The sequence below is a fragment of the Tenacibaculum larymnensis genome, assembly GCF_028829235.1.
Taxonomy (GTDB): domain Bacteria; phylum Bacteroidota; class Bacteroidia; order Flavobacteriales; family Flavobacteriaceae; genus Polaribacter; species Polaribacter larymnensis.
On the sequence record NZ_JAIWJY010000010.1, the window covers coordinates 72,520 to 89,320 of the forward strand.

Sequence of the window (16,801 nt, forward strand, 5' to 3'; positions counted from 1 at the left end):
CTTTTTATTTGTTTTATAGTTCAAAACCAATGTTAACGCCTAATTTGTTGGCAATTAATTTGGTAATTCTTTTCTTAACCTCTGGTATTTTAACACTTTCTAAAACGGTATTAGCAAAGGCATACATTAATAGCGCTTTTGCTTCTTTTTTAGGAATACCTCTTTGTTGCATATAAAATAATGCTTGATCATCTAATTGACCGATAGTACAACCATGAGAACATTTTACGTCGTCAGCAAAAATTTCTAATTGAGGTTTTGCATTTATCGTTGCTTTATCACTAATTAAAACATTATTGTTTTGCTGGTAAGCATTAGTTTTTTGAGCCTCTTTTTCAACGATAACTTTACCGTTAAATACTCCAGTAGAGCGATCAGCATAAATGCCTTTGTAGTCTTGGTGGCTTTCACAGTTAGGCTCTATATGATTCACTAAAGTATGGTGGTCAACATGTTGTTTTCCTTCAATAATAGTAATCCCTTTTAAAATAGAGTTTATATGTTCTCCTTTTTGGTAGAAGTTTAAGTTGTTTCTAGTAATATTTCCACCAAAAGAAAATGTATGTACAGAACAAGTACTTTCTTTTTGTTGTTCAATATATGTATTGTCAACTAAAGAAGCATCATTATTGTCGTTTTGAATCTTATAATAATCTACTGTAGCATGTGTATCTGTATAAATTTCAGTTACAGCATTTGTTAAAACAGCATTGTTATTAAGATTTTGGTGGCGTTCAATAATTTGAACATGTGCATTTTGTTCAACTATAATTAAGTTACGTGGTTGTAACATAGTTGCATGTTCTTTACCTGTAGTAAAGTTAATTATTTGAATAGGTTTTTCAACTTCAACATTTTTTGGAATGTGAATAAAAGCACCTTCAGTTGCAAATGCAGTATTTAATGATGTTAAATTATCTTGTTTTGCTATTTTGTTAAAATATTTTTCAACAACAGGCTTGTACTTTTCTTTTGAAAAAGCAGCAGATAATAAACAAACATCTTTTCCATCATGAGTAGTAGTTGATAAAAATGAGCTGTACTTTCCATCTACAAAAACTATTTTATAGCTGTCTATCTCGTGAATGAAATATTTTTTAACATCAGCAAACTCTACAGAAGCATCTCTATCAGGAAATATACTATAATCTTCTTTTAAAATTGAATTTAAAGAAGTGTATTTCCAAGCTTCTAGCTTTTTAGTAGGAAAGCCTAGTTTTTCAAAATTTTGTAGTGCTTTTGTTCTTATTTCGTGTAAATCTGAATTGATGTTTACACTGTCTTCAAAAGCTACGTATGATGATAATATTTTTTCTCTCAACTCCATTGTTTTTAGTTGTAAAGTTTATAAAGTATAAAAGTTTGTAAAGCTGAAAAGAAGCTTGTTTTATAGGCAACTTTTCACTTTTTACTTTTCAACTTTTCTAACTATTAGCCTCTTCTTTAATCCAATCGTATCCTTTTTCTTCTAGCTCTAAAGCAAGAGAAGCGTCACCAGTTTTAACGATTTTTCCATCGTGTAAAACATGTACATAATCAGGAACGATATAATCTAATAAACGTTGATAGTGAGTAATAACCACTACAGCGTTATCTTTAGATTTTAATTTATTAACTCCATTAGCAACAATACGTAAAGCATCGATATCTAAACCAGAATCAGTTTCATCTAAAATAGCTAATTTAGGTTCTAACATTGCCATTTGAAAAATCTCATTACGTTTTTTCTCTCCACCAGAAAATCCTTCGTTTAAAGAACGAGATAAGAATTTACGATCGATTTCTAATAATTCTGATTTTTCACGAATCTTCTTAAGCATATCTTTAGCAGGCATTTCTTCTAAACCTTGAGCTTTACGTGATTCGTTAATTGCTGTTTTAATAAAGTTTGTAACAGTAACACCAGGTATTTCTACTGGATATTGAAAAGATAAGAATACACCAGCATGAGCTCTTTCTTCAGGAGCTAATTCGCTAATATCTTCACCTTCTAACTCAATAGAACCAGAAGTTACTTCATAAGTTTCATTACCAGCAATTACAGATGATAAGGTACTTTTACCTGCACCGTTTGGTCCCATAATCGCATGAACCTCTCCTGCTTTTACTTCTAAGTTAATTCCTTTAAGAATATCTTTATCTTCTACCTGTGCGTGTAAGTTTTCTATTTTTAACATTACTGTATAGTTACTTTTTTAATAGATTTTGTAATTTTTTGAAATCTTTTGGTGAGTGTTGAATAATCACCTCAGCATTCTTTTCTTTAGCGAAAGCTTCAAATTTCTTCATGCTTTCTAGAGTTTGTTCAACATTGTAATTAAATGAAGGAACACCTTTAGTTTCTCTATTTTCTTCAAAGTGATATAAATCACCTGTTAATAAAATTGGTTTTTCCAAACCAGCTTCAATATATAAAGCTTGATGACCAATTGTATGACCTGGCATATATTTGATAACTACTGTACCATCTCCAAAAACATCATAATCACCATTAATTTTTTCAACATTCTTTAATTCCTTAATAGAGTTATAGGTGTCAGGGTCTTTAACTTTTGCAGAGTCATTAGTTATAAAATCATATTCATTCCCTTGAACCAACCACGTTGCATTTTTAAAGTAATTTGCATGACCAGTATGATCGAAATGAGGATGAGATAGTGCAAAGTATTTAAAATCGTTAATAGTTAATCCTATAGATTTTAACTGGTTTTTTAATGAATCTTTACGTTGTAAAGTAAAAGTACCAGAAGGCTCTGTAAAAGGTTCGTCTACAATTAAGGTTTCAGGTAAACCAGCATCCCACATTAAATTTCCTTTAGGATGAGATATTACATAGTAAGCATCTGAAAATTGTTTAGACTGCCCTGTGTATGTTGTATCTTGAGAAAAAACTTCAAGTTTGTTAACTAAAATTGAACCACCATCTAAAACATGAAGTTTTACTTGAGGCTTTTCAACTGTTTTTTCTTCTGTGGTTTGTTCTTTTTTAGCATTTTTACAACTAAATGTAACAATAGTTATAAGAGCTAATAAAAATATTTTTTTCATTTTATTGCGGTTTTGGTTAGCCTACACTTCCTTCTAAACTAATTTCTAGTAGTTTTTGTGCTTCTACAGCAAATTCCATTGGTAACTTGTTTAGTACTTCTTTACTAAATCCGTTTACAATTAATGCAATAGCTTTTTCAGTATCAATACCACGTTGATTACAATAGAATAATTGGTCTTCACCAATTTTACTTGTAGTAGCTTCGTGTTCTATTTGAGCTGATTTATTTTTAGCTTCGATATAAGGGAAAGTATGTGCACCACACTCATTACCCATTAATAAAGAATCACATTGAGAGAAGTTACGAGCATTTTCAGCTCTAGTGTTTACTTGTACTAAACCACGGTAACTATTTTGTGATTTACCTGCTGAAATTCCTTTAGAAATAATGGTTGACTTAGTATTCTTTCCTAAGTGAATCATCTTGGTACCAGTATCGGCTTGTTGATGGTTGTTAGTTACTGCAATTGAATAAAATTCACCTACTGAATTATTTCCTTTAAGAATACAACTAGGGTATTTCCACGTAATTGCTGAACCTGTTTCAACTTGTGTCCAAGAAATCTTAGCGTTGGTTTCACATAAACCTCTCTTGGTTACAAAGTTAAAAACTCCACCTTTTCCTTCTGAATCACCAGGGAACCAGTTTTGAACTGTTGAATATTTTATTTCAGCATCGTCTAAAGCAATTAGCTCTACTACTGCTGCGTGTAATTGGTTTTCGTCACGTTGCGGAGCAGTACATCCTTCTAAATAAGAAACATAACTGCTTTCATCAGCAACAACTAAGGTACGTTCGAATTGACCAGTTCCTCCTTCGTTGATACGGAAGTAAGTAGATAACTCCATTGGACAACGAACTCCTTTTGGAATGTAACAGAAAGATCCGTCAGAGAATACTGCTGAGTTTAGTGCAGCATAAAAGTTGTCTGTTGGAGGTACAACAGAACCTATATATTTTTTCACTAATTCTGGATGCTCTTGAATCGCTTCAGAAATAGGCATGAAAATAATTCCTTTTTCAGCTAACGTTTCTTTAAAAGTAGTAGCTACAGAAACAGAGTCCATTACAATATCAACTGCTACATTAGCTAATCTTTTTTGTTCTTCTAAAGAAATTCCTAATTTTTCAAAAGTGGCTAGTAAATCAGGATCAACCTCATCTAAGCTGTTTAATTTAGGTTTCTTTTTAGGAGCTGAGTAGTAAGAAATATCTTGAAAACTCGGTTTTTTATAGGTAACATTAGCCCACTCTGGTTCTTCCATTTGTTCCCAAATTCTAAAAGCTTCTAAACGCCATTCAGTCATCCATTCTGGCTCATTTTTCTTTTTAGAAATGGCACGAACGATATCTTCGTTTATCCCATTAGGAAACTTTTCACTTTCAATATCAGTATAAAAACCATATTCGTACTCTTTGGTTTTTAATTCTTCTCTTAAATCGTCCTCGGTGTATTTACTCATCAGTTTTTTGTATTCTTTTTGTGATGTATAGGCTTATAGAGAGAAACTCTCTCCGCAACCACAAGTTCTGTTAGCATTAGGATTGTTAAATACAAATCCTTTACCATTTAAACCTCCAGAATATTCTAAAGTTGTTCCAACTAAGTATAAAAAACTCTTTTTGTCAACAACAATTTTTACATCATTATCTTCAAAAACCTTATCGTTTTCTTGTTGGGTTTTGTCAAAAGTTAAGTCGTATGATAATCCTGAACAACCGCCACTTTTCACTCCAACACGAACAAAGTCGGTTGTAGTATCAAATCCGTCATCAGTCATTAGTTCAATGACTTTCTTTTTTGCTGTGTCTGAAACTTTTATCATCGTTTAAATAGATTAAATCTAAGTGACTGCAAAGATAATGACAAAATATGATTTATATCATTTTTTGAAATGAATATAGTTATTAAGCGATAAAAATTGTCTATACTATAATTCTACTAACTGATTGTTAGAAGATTATTGTTGGAAATCAGGATTGTTTACAAAATTAGCATCAGAAAGACTCAAAAGAAAAGCTTTTAAGTCTGCTTTATCTTTATCTGAAAGTTGTACTCCTCCCTGATTCGCTTTTTTCATTAGAGGGTCGATTGTAGAAGATATTTTTAACCCTTCAGAGTAGTGGTTAATTACCTCTTCTAAAGTGGCAAATCGCCCATCATGCATATATGGTGCTGTGAATTTTAAGTTTCGTAAGGATGGACTCCTAAATTTTCCATTATCGTTAGGGTCACCGGTAACAGCGCCTAAACCTAAGTCGGCAAAAGTTTCGTCTAAACCGTTGTTATGGAAATTATTGTCTGTCCATAAAGGATTGTTATTACTTCCGTGACAATGAAAACAGTCACCTCTGGTTTCATCCATAAACACATTAAATCCATTTTGTTCATCAGGTGTTAGTTCTACTTTGCCTAAAAGGTATTGATCAAACTTTGAGTTTCCTGAAATTAAGGTTCTTTCAAACTGAGAAATTGCTTTGGTGACTAAGGTTGAATCTATTTTAGATGTTCCAAAAGCTTGTTGAAAAAGTGTGGGGTATTCAGCGTGTTCTAGTAATTTTTTAGCTACATTTTTCCAATCGCTATGCATTTCAATTGGATTACGAACAGGTGAGAATGCTTGACGCTCTATACTGAGTTCTTTTCCATCCCACATAAAACGTTCGTCAAAGTTCCAAGCTAAATTAAATAGCGGCATTGAGTTTCGTGTTCCAAATTTACCGTCAATCCCTTCACTAAAACGAGTGTCATCTGTAAAAGCATTTTTTGGATCGTGACAACTAGCACAAGACTGTGTGTTGTCTTTTGATAAAATTGGATCAAAAAATAGTTTTTTACCAAGTGCTATACCTTCTTCTGTTAAAGGGTTGTTAGTTGGAATAACTGGAGCGATTAATTTTTGTTGAAATAACTCAGGGACTTCTAAACTAACAGGAACAGGCGTGTATATATTTTCTTCTTCTCCTTTTGAAGAACAACTGATTAAAAGGAGTAGTAATAAATAAAAATAGATACTTTTTTGTGTCATTATTATTTTTATTGAGAAATAGCTCCTAAACTAAATACACCGCTTTTACCGTTTTCTGATATTTCTTTCTGGGCTTCAAAATCTGGCATTAAATCAATGCTCTTTTCGTTTAAATCCCAGTCATTAGGACTTTTAAACCATCCGGCTACATTCATTTTAATTTCTATTGTAGCATTGTTTTTTAAGAGAATAGAACCAGTTTCAACACCAAAAGAAGTATCTAGAATAGAATCCTTTTCTTGGTCGTAAGCTCTTACAGCGTGAAAGTTGTATAGATTTTCTACTCCTAAAGTGTCTTTGTATTTACCGTCTAATTGCATAAAGTGATATCCTCCACCCATCATATCAGGTACATTCCAATCAGCAGAGTTTAAATCTGGATATACTCCACTTTGGTTATCACTATTATTAAAGCCGAAAGTAAAAAGTAGTTTATAGCTTCCTTCTGATACTTTTTTAGAAAGAGCATAGGTTAAACTGTCTGGTTTACTTACATCTATTAATTTATAACTATCAAATTTGGTTGTATCTCCTGCTCCGTTAACAAGACTAATACGTGAGATTAAATAGCGTAGTCTACTTATAGAGAGTTTACTTCCTGTTTTGTTAGTAAATTCGGTGTTCTCTAAGTCAGATTTTTCAATTACAGTTCCATCCCAGTTTTGACTAAATTTTAGCTTTACTGAAACTTCTTTGATAGATTCATCATTATCTGAACTACAAGAAAAAAGTAATGCACTAAGAAAGAAGGTTAAAAAATATTTCATTTATTTTAGTTTGATAATTAATAGGTCTGAAAAACCTTTGTTTGTTGTTATATCTTGATTATTGCTACTGCTTTCACCAACAGCAATAATATTTCCGTTTGTTAATTCAACAGCATCGTAACAAAAATCTATTTCTGTACCTCCTATTGTTTTTTGCCACAAAAGGTTCCCGTTTGTATCAATTTTCATAATTAATGCGTCATTTTGACCTTTATTGATAAAGTTGTTGTCAGCACTTCTTGAACTTCCAGATATTAAAAAATCTCCGTTCAATGTTTTTTTAATTGATCGGCCAACATCAAAACTAGAACCTCCATAACTTCTTTGCCAAAGTAATTCACCTTGACTAGTTATTTTGATTACCCATAAATCGGCACCACCATTGTTTTGGGAAATATCTTTGTCAGAACTACGTGTATCTCCAACAATAATAAAGTTCCCATCATTGGTTTTTGTTATTGCTCTAGCTTCATCAATTTCTGTACCACCAAAAGATTTTTCCCAAAGTAAATTTCCGCTTTTGTCAGTTTTAACAATCCAAAAGTCGTAAGAACCTTTGTTGTTTTTTATGTCTACATCATTGCTGTCAGAAGAGCCAATTAATAGATAGCCGTTAGTAGCTTCTGCTACATCGTAGCAAGTATCAGTGTTTGTTCCTCCAAAATATTTTCTCCATTCAATATCTCCACTAGGATTAAGCTTAATCCCCCAGTAGTCTCCACCAGCATGCTTTGCTGCTTGTTTTGAATTTCCTAAACCTCCAGATGCTGTTACGTCTAGAATACTCCCGATAAAATAGCCTCCATCAGAAGTTTGAATGATTGAAAAACCTTGATCAGCTCCAGAGAAACCAATAGTTTTTTGCCAAACTATTGTACCATTGCTATCTAGTTTTAAAATCCAAACATCATCAAACCCTTCGTTTGAATCTACGTCTCCGTCATCACTTTTTCCGTAGCCAACAATAGCAAAGCCATTATCATTTGTTTGAATAATTTTAAATGCTTTGTCGTCTTTTGAACCTCCGTAAGTCTTTTGCCATTGAAGGTTATCGCTTACATTGAATTTTAAAACCCAAAAATCATATTGAATTGTATTTTGGGTGGTTTCTATATTTCCATCAATACTCTGAGTATATCCAGCGACAATATAACCGCCATCAGAAGTACTTATTACACTTCTACCACTTTCGTTTACAGAACCTCCAAGAGTTTTAATTAAGCTAACTTCAGGGGCTTTTGATGAGGAATTAAAATGTATACCATCATCTTTGCTACAACTACAAATAATGGTTAATACGAAAAGTAATACTGAAAGTTGCTTGAGCATTTATTGTTTTTTAAGAATAAATAAACCTCTGTTGATATCACTTACAACAATTTTACCGCTTTTAAAGAAAGGGTATACATTCCAAGCTCCATTAAAATTAGCATTGTCATTTTCTGGATGGGTATCAAAATAAGCTACTTCAGTGATACTTTTACTTTCAATGTTTGAAATATCAATAAAACGAATACCCGAAGTGTAATTAGCTAAATAAAGAGTAGTTCCACTCACGTATAAATTATGGTCGATTGCTTTGGTAGGTCCGTTATAAGTAAAATGTTGTTTAGGGTTGTCTAAATCGGAAAAATCAAAAATAATTGTTCTTGTATTGTTACCAAATTTTTGTTCATCTAACTCATCTCCTAAGATAAAATACCGTTGATTTTCAGTAAACCAACCTTGATGGGTGTACCCTACATTTGCATATGAAATTTTAGAAATAGTTACGGGGTTTGATTTATCGGTAATGTTAACAATTACAACTTCATTTTCATTACTTCCTATCAAAATTTCTTTACCAGTATAATCGGTATCAGGTCCATTATAAGTAATTACCTGAGCATCGTGACTATAATTATCAGTTCCCCAACCACCTTCACTTACAGGGTTTTTAGGGTCTTGGATATTGATGAATAAAGGGCCTCCTTTATACGTTCCAGTTCTATCAGTACCTACAGGATATGCATAACCAGTATTTTCATTAATTACAATATTGTGCGCTTTTCCAAAATCGGTAAAATGCGTATCTGCTGTAAATGTGTTGGGAGGATTGGTAACGTTTCTTAATCTAGTTAAATCAAACACTTGCATACCATGTCCAGTATCTCCTTGGTTATTGTCAGCAACGATAAACGCATGATTATTATATACTTTTACATCTCTCCAATCACTGCTAATAGTAGGAGTAGGAAGTTTGCCTAAATATACTGGGTTTTCAGTGTCAGTTATGTCAACAAAAGCAGTCCCATTATCTAAACCTACAATAGCGTATTCTTTATTACTTGTTGGGTCTGTCCACCCCCAGCTATCATTTACTTCTGCTGCATTAAACGTGTTTACAGGGATATTTAATAGGAGGTCGTAACCATTACAAGGGTAAATCCCAGCTTTACCATTAGAACAAGTATTTTTATTGGTCTCTATTGGATCTTCATTTGAAGAAGAACATGATGTTAAAAACAACATTCCAGCTAAAACAAATAGAATTTTAAAGTTTTTCATAAATCGGGGTTTAAAAACACTAAATTAAGTAATTAACTACTTATATAACATACAAAAACTGCAAAACCCTATTTTTATTTTGTATAGATTACCTTAAGCAAAATAGTTCTTTTTGTTAGTTAGTCGTTATCTTTGCAGCATGTTAGAAGATAAAAATCAAGAAAGAACTTCGTTAGCTGAGCTTGGAGAGTTTGGGTTAATTAACCATTTAACAAAGCATTTTAAAATGTATCATTCTTCAACAGTTAAAGGTGTGGGAGACGATGCAGCTGTAATTAGTGCGTCAGATAAAGAAACTGTAATAACTACAGATTTATTAGTAGAAGGTGTACATTTCGATTTGAGTTATATGCCTTTGAAGCATTTAGGATACAAAGCGGTAATGGTCAATTTATCAGATGTGTATGCTATGAATGCTGATGCAGAACAAATTACAGTGTCAATAGCAGTTTCTAATCGTTTTCCATTAGAAGCTATAGAAGAATTATATGCAGGAATACAATTAGCGTGTGATACATATAAAGTAGATTTAGTTGGAGGAGATACTACATCTTCAACAAAAGGAATTTTAATTTCTATTACAGCTATTGGTAAAGCGAACAAAGAAGATATTGTATATAGAAATGGAGCTAAGGCTACTGATTTAATTGTTGTTTCGGGTGATTTAGGAGGAGCGTATTTAGGTTTACAAGTATTGGAGCGTGAAAAGCAAGTTTTCCAGGTAAACCCTCAAAATCAACCAGACTTAGATAAATATACCTATATAATAGAACGTCAGTTAAAGCCAGAGGCACGTAAAGATATTCCTAAGTTATTGGAGGAGTTAGAAGTAAAACCGACTTCTATGATTGATATTTCTGATGGATTATCTTCTGAAATTATGCATATCTGTACACAGAGTAAAACAGGATGTAAGATTTATGAAGACAAGTTGCCATTAGACCCTCAAGTAATTTCTACCTCTGAAGAGTTTAATATGGATAGTACGATGATAGCTTTAAGTGGTGGAGAAGATTATGAGTTATTATTTACGGTTTCTATAGATGATTATGACAAAATAAAAGGAAATCCGAATTTAACAGTTATTGGTCATATTACCGAAGAAAATGAAGGAATGAATTTGGTAACACGTGCTAATCAGGAAATTGAGTTAAAAGCACAAGGCTGGAATTCTTTTAATAAAGAATAGAAATATCAACAAAGCATAATAGATTAAGCACCCAAATTTGGGTGCTTTTTTAGTTTTAAAAAGACTCTTTTAAAATTATTGTAGAATAAAAAAGCTGGTATAAAAATTGTATATTAGTCAGATAGTAAAAAGAATATTAACAAAAATCAAAAAAGAGAATGGGAATTTTTTCATTTATTAAAAATGCCGGAGCAAAAGTTTTCGGTATCGGAAAAACAACTGAAGAAGAAGCAACAGAAAAAGCTGCAAAATTAGTAGACGCAGTAAATAAGCTAGAGCTTTCTGTTGAAAACTTAGCTGTTAATGTAGATGATGATAAAGCTACGGTAACAGGAGAAGCAGCAGATTTAGCTACTAAAGAAAAAGTAGTTTTAGTAGTAGGTAATACAGAAGGTATTGCTTCTGTAGAAGATAACATGACAGTTAAAGAGGTTGAGGTTATCGAAGAAGCTGCTATGGCTCAGTTTCATACAGTAGTAAGTGGAGATTCATTAAGTAAAATTGCAAAAGAGTTTTATGGAGATGCTATGAAGTACCCAGTAATTTTTGAAGCAAACAAACCAATGTTAACACATCCTGATAAAATTTATCCAGGACAAGTATTAAGAATACCACCTTTAGTGGACTAATCAAAAGTTAATCAACCAAAGGGAAAAGCACTGCATTTGTAGTGCTTTTTTAGTTTATAAAAATGAGATATTTTAAAATTGATATAGGGTAAAAAAGTAATAGAAAAGAAGAATATTATCATCACCTTTGCATTTGTTTTTAAAATAATTAAAAATGAACCAAAGAGCGTTAGCACTTACTGCAGCATCTATCGCAACACTTATTTACGGAGTTACATTTACAGTAGCCAAAGAAGTAATGGAAGGGTATATTCAACCTTTTGGTTTTATATTACTTCGTGTTGGGGGGGCTGCTATAATTTTTTGGTTATTAGGGCTTTTTGTAAAAGCACCGTCTATTGAAAAAGAAGATTATAAAAGAGTGGCAATGGCTGCTTTTTTTGGAATTGCTTTTAATATGCTAACCTTTTTTAAAGGACTAAGTTATACTACACCAATCAATGCATCGGTAATGATGGTAACTACGCCTATTTTAGTGCTAATTTTTGCGAGTATTCTTTTAAAAGAGAAACTTGTTTTAAGAAAAATTGTAGGTGTTGTTGTTGGTATGGTAGGAGCTATAATTTTAATAGCTTATGGAAATCCACTTAAAGGTGATGCAACTAACATGATTTTAGGAAATTTTTTAGTATTTATTAATGCAGCATCGTATGGTATGTATTTAGTTGTTACCAAAAAACTAATAGCAAAGTATAATCCAATTGTTTTTGTAAAGTGGTTATATCTTTTCGGGTTAATAATGGTACTTCCTTTTGGATTCTTTGAATTGTTAGAAGTACAATGGCAAACAATGCCAATATCAATTTTCTTAAAAGCAGGTTTTGTGGTATTATTTACAACTTGTATTACGTACTTGTTTAACTTATTTGCATTATCAAAACTTAAACCAACTACAGTAAGTGTTTTTATGTATTTGCAACCTGTAGTAGCGGCTATTTATGCATTAATAGTAGGAAGCGATCATCTAGATATGGTTAAAATAGGGGCAGCACTATTAATCTTTTTAGGAGTGTTTTTAGTAACTAAACGCCCAACAGAAACTCCCAATAAATAAACGTATCTTTGCGGATTATTAAACCGAAGTTATGATACAGTCAATGACGGGTTACGGTAAATCCGTACTACATTTACCCTCTAAAAAAGTAACAATCGAAATTAAATCTTTAAACAGTAAAAATTTAGATTTAAATACAAGAATTCCTTCATATTACAGAGAAAAGGAGCTAAGTGTTCGAAAAAAACTAGCAAGCAATTTAGTACGAGGTAAAGTAGATTTTTCTATTTATGTAGAAATGACTGCAGATGAAACTTCAACTACTGTAAATACAGGTGTGGTACGAGAGTACATGCAACAATTAAGAAATGTAACTCAAGTAGGAACTTCTGATGATGTTGAGTTGATGAAAATGGCTGTTAGAATGCCAGACGCATTAAAAACTGAACGTGAAGAGTTAGATGAAGAAGAATGGAGGCAAATTGAAGCCCATATTGATGAAGCTTTAAAAGAAATTATTCAATATAGAACTGACGAAGCAAAATCGTTAGAAGAAGACTTTAAAACAAGAATATTAAATATTCAAACAGCTTTAGAAGAGGTTAAAAAGTTAGACGGTGATAGAATTGAGCATGTTAAGGAGCGTTTACAAAAAGCGTTGACTGATTTAAAAGTTGAGGTTGATGAAAATCGTTTTGAACAAGAATTAATCTACTATTTAGAAAAGTTAGATATTAACGAAGAAAAAGTTCGTTTAGCTAATCACTTAGAATATTTCTTACAACAATTAGCTACTCAAGATTCTAATGGGAAAAAGTTAGGATTTATTGTGCAGGAAATTGGAAGAGAAATCAATACAACAGGATCAAAAGCTAATTTTGCACCAATGCAAAAATTAGTCATCCAAATGAAAGACGAGTTAGAAAAAATAAAAGAGCAAATTTTAAACGTTTTATAAGAATGTCGAAAGAGTTTAAAGGGAAATTATTTGTGTTTTCAGCACCATCAGGTTCAGGTAAAACCACTATTGTACGCCATTTGTTAGCACAAGAACGTTTTAATTTAGAGTTTTCTATATCTGCTACATCTAGAGCACCAAGAGGAGAAGAAGTAGATGGAAAAGATTATTATTTTATATCAGCAAAAGAGTTCAAGCAAAAAATAAAAAACGATGAGTTTTTAGAGTGGGAAGAAGTATATCGTGATAACTTTTATGGAACGTTAAAAACTGAAGTTGAACGAATTTGGTCACAAGGAAAACATGTAATTTTTGATATTGATGTAGTTGGAGGTTTACGTATTAAGAAGAAATTTCCTGAAGAAACCTTAGCCGTTTTTGTAAAACCACCTAGTGTTGATGAATTGAAAATCCGTTTAAAGAAAAGAAGTACTGAAAGCGAAGATAAAATTAACATGCGTATTGCTAAAGCATCAGTAGAATTAGCAACAGCACCACAATTTGATAAAATCATCAAAAACTACGATTTACCTGTAGCTTTACAAGAAGCAGAAGATTTAGTAGATGATTTTTTAGGAATAGAAAAGGAAGTGAAAAACAGATAAAGAATAAGTCTAGTATCTATTAATATGAAAAACATCGGATTATACTTCGGAACTTTTAATCCAATTCATATTGGACACTTAATTATAGCCAATCACCTAGTTGAAAATTCAGATTTAGATGAAATCTGGATGGTAGTGACGCCTCATAACCCTTTTAAAAAGAAAAGTTCTTTGTTAGATAATCATCATCGTTTAGAAATGGTGTATTTAGCAACAGAGGAATATGAGAAAATTCAACCATCCGATATTGAGTTTAAGCTACCGCAACCAAACTATACGATAAATACGTTAGTTCATATTTCAGAGAAATTTCCTAATTATAAGTTCAGCTTAATTATGGGAGAAGACAATCTGAAAAGTTTACATAAATGGAAGAACTATGAAGTTATTTTAGAAGATTATGATATTTATGTTTACCCCAGAGTTTCAAACGGCGTGGTAGAAAATCAATTTAAAGATCACAAAAAAATTCATAGAGTAGAAGCTCCCATTGTACAAATATCTTCAACCATGATTCGCAATGCTATAAATGAAGAGAAAAACTGCAAACCTTTGCTGTCTGATAAGGTGTGGAAGTATATAGATGAGATGAATTTTTATAAAAAATAGTTTCGCCGTTTTTTCGTTGTATATTTGAAATCCAAACAAGTATAAAACGTGGCAAAAAAAATAAAAAAGCGAAAGCTTAAACAAAAACTTACGGATAAATATCGCTTAGTAATTATAAATGAAGATACGTTTCAAGAACGGTTTTCTTTAAAATTATCACGATTAAACGTTTTTGTGTTTGGAGGAGTGTTTTCTATACTTCTTATTGTACTTACTACTTTGTTAATTGCATTTACAGGTATACGAGAATATATACCAGGATATTCTTCAACAGCTTTAAAAAAGAAAGCCACTCGATTAACATATGAGACAGATTCGCTAAAAACTAGGTTATCAGTTCTTGAAGGTTATACTAAAGCTTTAAAACCTGTTTTAACAGGAGAAATAGAGCCGGAAAAAATAGATTCTATAACAAAAGAAATGAAAACGATAGCTTTTGATGAAAGTAAATTACAAGCATCAAAGGAGGATTCTTTGTTTAGAGAAAAAGTTGAGAGTAAAGACTTATTTCCTTTGTATAATGGAGGAGCAAATAGAGTTAAAAATGTATTCTTTTCCCCATTAACAGGAAGCATTTCGCAACCATTTGATGTTAATGATAAACATTATGCTATTGATATTGTAGCAAAAACAGGTACACCAGTAAAAGCAGTAGCAGATGGTACGGTTATTTTAGCAGAATGGACAGCTGAAACAGGATATGTAATAACCATACAACATTCTAACGAGTTTATTTCAGTTTATAAGCATAATGGAAGCTTATTAAAACAACAAGGAGATGTTGTAAAATCGGGAGAAGCAATCGCAAGCGTAGGTTCTACAGGAGAACTAACCACAGGCCCTCATTTACATTTTGAGTTGTGGAATAACGGGTTTCCAGTAAATCCAACAAACTATATAGATTTTCAGTAAAAAAGAAAAAAGAGAATGAGCATAAAATCAATACTAGCAATTCCATTTGCGAAAATTGTTCGTAAACAAGTATATAAATGGGCAAACAACCCACACAAAACTCAAGAAAAAGTTTTTGAATATTTGGTTACTGAAGGGTGTAAAACAGCATTTGGGAAAGATCACGATTTTATATCAATCAATAATTACGAAGATTTTAAAAAAAGAGTTCCAATCAACGATTATGAAGGTTTACGTCATTATGTAGATAGAGTTGTAGCAGGAGAAGAAAATGTTTTGTGGAAGGGAAAGCCTTTATATTTTGCTAAAACTTCAGGAACAACTTCAGGAGCAAAATACATTCCTATAAGTAAAGAATCAATGCCAACACACATTAAAGCAGCTCGAAATGCTTTGTTGTTTTATATAACAGAAACAAACGACGCTAGTTTTGTTGATGGGAAGATGATTTTTTTACAAGGAAGTCCAGTTTTGAAAGATAAAAACGGAGTAAAATTAGGACGTTTAAGTGGAATAGCAGCACATTATGTTCCAAATTACCTCTTAAAAAACCGTTTACCGAGTTGGGAAACCAATTGTATTGAAGATTGGGATACCAAAGTAGATAAAGTAGTTGAAGAAACGTTACCAGAGAATATGACGGTGATTAGCGGAATTCCGTCGTGGGTACAAATGTATTTTGAACGCTTGAAGGAGAAAACAGGTAAGAATGTTTCCGAACTCTTCCCAAACTTTAATTTCTTTGTGTATGGTGGAGTAAACTTTGAACCATACAAGAATAAGTTTGAAGCATTGATAGGAAAAAAAATAGACTATGTAGAGTTATACCCTGCTTCCGAAGGATTTATTGCATATCAAGATTCGCAAACTGAAAAAGGTATGTTGCTACAATTAAATTCAGGAATGTTTTATGAATTTATTCCAGCAAATGAATTTTTTGATGAAAACCCAACAAGAATATCGTTAAAAGACGTTCAGTTAGGAGTAAACTATGTTATTATCTTAAACACTTCTGCTGGTTTATGGGGCTATAATATTGGTGATACTGTTGAATTTACTTCGTTAAAGCCTTACAGAATAAAAGTAACAGGACGTATAAAACACTTTATTTCTGCTTTTGGGGAGCATGTAATAGGTAAAGAGGTTGAAAAAGCATTAAACGACGCTATAAAAGGAACAGAGGTTAATGTGAGTGAGTTTACAGTTGCTCCTCAAGTAAACCCTGAAAGTGGATTACCATATCATGAGTGGTTTATTGAGTTTGAAAATGAACCAGAGAATTTGGATGAGTTAGCATCTAAAATTGATGCTTCTATGCAAGAGCAAAATGTATATTACTTTGATTTAATTGAAGGTAAAATTTTACGTCCTCTTATCATTAGAAAAGTGAAAAAGGGAGGTTTTCACGAGTATATGAAATCCATAGGAAAGTTTGGAGGTCAGAATAAAATCCCACAGCTATCAGACAATAGAAAAATAGCGGATGTATTAGAGGATTTCTTAATTGAATAA

General features: G+C 32.1%; 17 protein-coding genes. 8 read left to right on the forward strand and 9 right to left on the reverse strand.

Annotation, left to right across the window (positions count from 1 at the left end; translation table 11 throughout):
- Nucleotides 1-13: 13 nt before the first annotated feature.
- The 9 genes from sufD to LCI24_RS13825 all read right to left on the reverse strand — a co-directional run bounded on the left by sufD (nt 14) and on the right by LCI24_RS13825 (nt 9,393).
- Complete coding sequence (sufD, locus tag LCI24_RS13785) at nt 14-1,327, reverse strand: Fe-S cluster assembly protein SufD (RefSeq protein WP_274640899.1); 1,314 nt, start codon at nt 1,325-1,327, stop codon at nt 14-16.
- Between the two features lie 97 nt (nt 1,328-1,424).
- Complete coding sequence (sufC, locus tag LCI24_RS13790; protein WP_274640900.1) at nt 1,425-2,177, reverse strand: Fe-S cluster assembly ATPase SufC; 753 nt, start codon at nt 2,175-2,177, stop codon at nt 1,425-1,427.
- A 10-nt stretch (nt 2,178-2,187) separates the two neighbouring features.
- Nucleotides 2,188-3,048 (reverse strand): N-acyl homoserine lactonase family protein, encoded by an 861-nt coding sequence (locus LCI24_RS13795; RefSeq protein ID WP_274640901.1) that lies wholly within the window; start codon nt 3,046-3,048, stop codon nt 2,188-2,190.
- A gap of 16 nt (nt 3,049-3,064) precedes the next feature.
- Nucleotides 3,065-4,513, reverse strand: coding sequence for a Fe-S cluster assembly protein SufB (sufB, locus tag LCI24_RS13800; protein ID WP_274640902.1), 1,449 nt, complete (start codon nt 4,511-4,513; stop codon nt 3,065-3,067).
- A gap of 33 nt (nt 4,514-4,546) precedes the next feature.
- The gene (locus tag LCI24_RS13805; protein ID WP_099214669.1) at nt 4,547-4,876 is read right to left on the reverse strand and encodes a HesB/IscA family protein; all 330 of its coding nucleotides are present in this window, start codon (nt 4,874-4,876) and stop codon (nt 4,547-4,549) included.
- 135 nt (nt 4,877-5,011) lie between these two features.
- Nucleotides 5,012-6,079 (reverse strand): cytochrome-c peroxidase, encoded by a 1,068-nt coding sequence (locus LCI24_RS13810; protein ID WP_274640903.1) that lies wholly within the window; start codon nt 6,077-6,079, stop codon nt 5,012-5,014.
- 8 nt (nt 6,080-6,087) lie between these two features.
- Nucleotides 6,088-6,846, reverse strand: a complete 759-nt coding sequence (locus LCI24_RS13815) for an MbnP family protein (protein ID WP_274640904.1) — start codon at nt 6,844-6,846, stop codon at nt 6,088-6,090.
- Complete coding sequence (locus LCI24_RS13820) at nt 6,847-8,175, reverse strand: hypothetical protein (protein WP_274640905.1); 1,329 nt, start codon at nt 8,173-8,175, stop codon at nt 6,847-6,849.
- On the reverse strand, nt 8,176-9,393 hold the full coding sequence (locus LCI24_RS13825; protein ID WP_274640906.1) for a choice-of-anchor B family protein: 1,218 nt from the start codon (nt 9,391-9,393) through the stop codon (nt 8,176-8,178).
- A 139-nt stretch (nt 9,394-9,532) separates the two neighbouring features.
- On the opposite strand from LCI24_RS13825, the gene thiL reads away from it, so the two are divergent.
- From thiL to LCI24_RS13865, 8 genes are all read left to right on the forward strand, one after another.
- Entirely contained in the window at nt 9,533-10,582 is a 1,050-nt protein-coding gene (gene thiL, locus LCI24_RS13830) for a thiamine-phosphate kinase (protein WP_274640907.1), read from the forward strand.
- Between the two features lie 158 nt (nt 10,583-10,740).
- On the forward strand, nt 10,741-11,211 hold the full coding sequence (gene lysM, locus LCI24_RS13835; protein WP_125066022.1) for a peptidoglycan-binding protein LysM: 471 nt from the start codon (nt 10,741-10,743) through the stop codon (nt 11,209-11,211).
- A 154-nt stretch (nt 11,212-11,365) separates the two neighbouring features.
- The gene (locus LCI24_RS13840) at nt 11,366-12,265 is read left to right on the forward strand and encodes a DMT family transporter (protein WP_274640908.1); all 900 of its coding nucleotides are present in this window, start codon (nt 11,366-11,368) and stop codon (nt 12,263-12,265) included.
- Between the two features lie 31 nt (nt 12,266-12,296).
- A complete protein-coding gene (locus tag LCI24_RS13845) occupies nt 12,297-13,163 on the forward strand; it encodes a YicC/YloC family endoribonuclease (protein ID WP_274640909.1) in 867 nt (288 codons plus the stop codon).
- 2 nt (nt 13,164-13,165) lie between these two features.
- Nucleotides 13,166-13,768: a guanylate kinase gene (gene gmk, locus LCI24_RS13850; protein WP_274640910.1), complete on the forward strand. Its 603-nt coding sequence runs from the start codon at nt 13,166-13,168 to the stop codon at nt 13,766-13,768.
- Nucleotides 13,769-13,792: 24 nt separating this feature from the next.
- A complete protein-coding gene (nadD, locus tag LCI24_RS13855; RefSeq protein WP_274640911.1) occupies nt 13,793-14,377 on the forward strand; it encodes a nicotinate (nicotinamide) nucleotide adenylyltransferase in 585 nt (194 codons plus the stop codon).
- Between the two features lie 48 nt (nt 14,378-14,425).
- Nucleotides 14,426-15,289 carry a M23 family metallopeptidase gene (locus LCI24_RS13860; RefSeq protein ID WP_274640912.1) on the forward strand — a complete coding sequence of 288 codons (864 nt, stop codon included), beginning with the start codon at nt 14,426-14,428 and terminating at the stop codon, nt 15,287-15,289.
- 15 nt (nt 15,290-15,304) lie between these two features.
- Nucleotides 15,305-16,801, forward strand: a complete 1,497-nt coding sequence (locus LCI24_RS13865) for a GH3 auxin-responsive promoter family protein (protein WP_274640913.1) — start codon at nt 15,305-15,307, stop codon at nt 16,799-16,801.

Coding starts and splice junctions, on each gene's coding strand:
- LCI24_RS13805 (WP_099214669.1), bottom strand. CDS start 4,876: ATGATAAAAGTTTCAGACACAGCAAAAAAGAAAGTCATTGAACTAATG.
- LCI24_RS13825 (WP_274640906.1), bottom strand. CDS start 9,393: ATGAAAAACTTTAAAATTCTATTTGTTTTAGCTGGAATGTTGTTTTTA.
- sufB (WP_274640902.1), bottom strand. CDS start 4,513: ATGAGTAAATACACCGAGGACGATTTAAGAGAAGAATTAAAAACCAAA.
- LCI24_RS13810 (WP_274640903.1), bottom strand. CDS start 6,079: ATGACACAAAAAAGTATCTATTTTTATTTATTACTACTCCTTTTAATC.
- LCI24_RS13865 (WP_274640913.1), top strand. CDS start 15,305: ATGAGCATAAAATCAATACTAGCAATTCCATTTGCGAAAATTGTTCGT.
- lysM (WP_125066022.1), top strand. CDS start 10,741: ATGGGAATTTTTTCATTTATTAAAAATGCCGGAGCAAAAGTTTTCGGT.
- thiL (WP_274640907.1), top strand. CDS start 9,533: ATGTTAGAAGATAAAAATCAAGAAAGAACTTCGTTAGCTGAGCTTGGA.
- LCI24_RS13795 (WP_274640901.1), bottom strand. CDS start 3,048: ATGAAAAAAATATTTTTATTAGCTCTTATAACTATTGTTACATTTAGT.
- sufC (WP_274640900.1), bottom strand. CDS start 2,177: ATGTTAAAAATAGAAAACTTACACGCACAGGTAGAAGATAAAGATATT.
- nadD (WP_274640911.1), top strand. CDS start 13,793: ATGAAAAACATCGGATTATACTTCGGAACTTTTAATCCAATTCATATT.
- LCI24_RS13845 (WP_274640909.1), top strand. CDS start 12,297: ATGATACAGTCAATGACGGGTTACGGTAAATCCGTACTACATTTACCC.
- gmk (WP_274640910.1), top strand. CDS start 13,166: ATGTCGAAAGAGTTTAAAGGGAAATTATTTGTGTTTTCAGCACCATCA.
- sufD (WP_274640899.1), bottom strand. CDS start 1,327: ATGGAGTTGAGAGAAAAAATATTATCATCATACGTAGCTTTTGAAGAC.
- LCI24_RS13840 (WP_274640908.1), top strand. CDS start 11,366: ATGAACCAAAGAGCGTTAGCACTTACTGCAGCATCTATCGCAACACTT.
- LCI24_RS13820 (WP_274640905.1), bottom strand. CDS start 8,175: ATGCTCAAGCAACTTTCAGTATTACTTTTCGTATTAACCATTATTTGT.
- LCI24_RS13815 (WP_274640904.1), bottom strand. CDS start 6,846: ATGAAATATTTTTTAACCTTCTTTCTTAGTGCATTACTTTTTTCTTGT.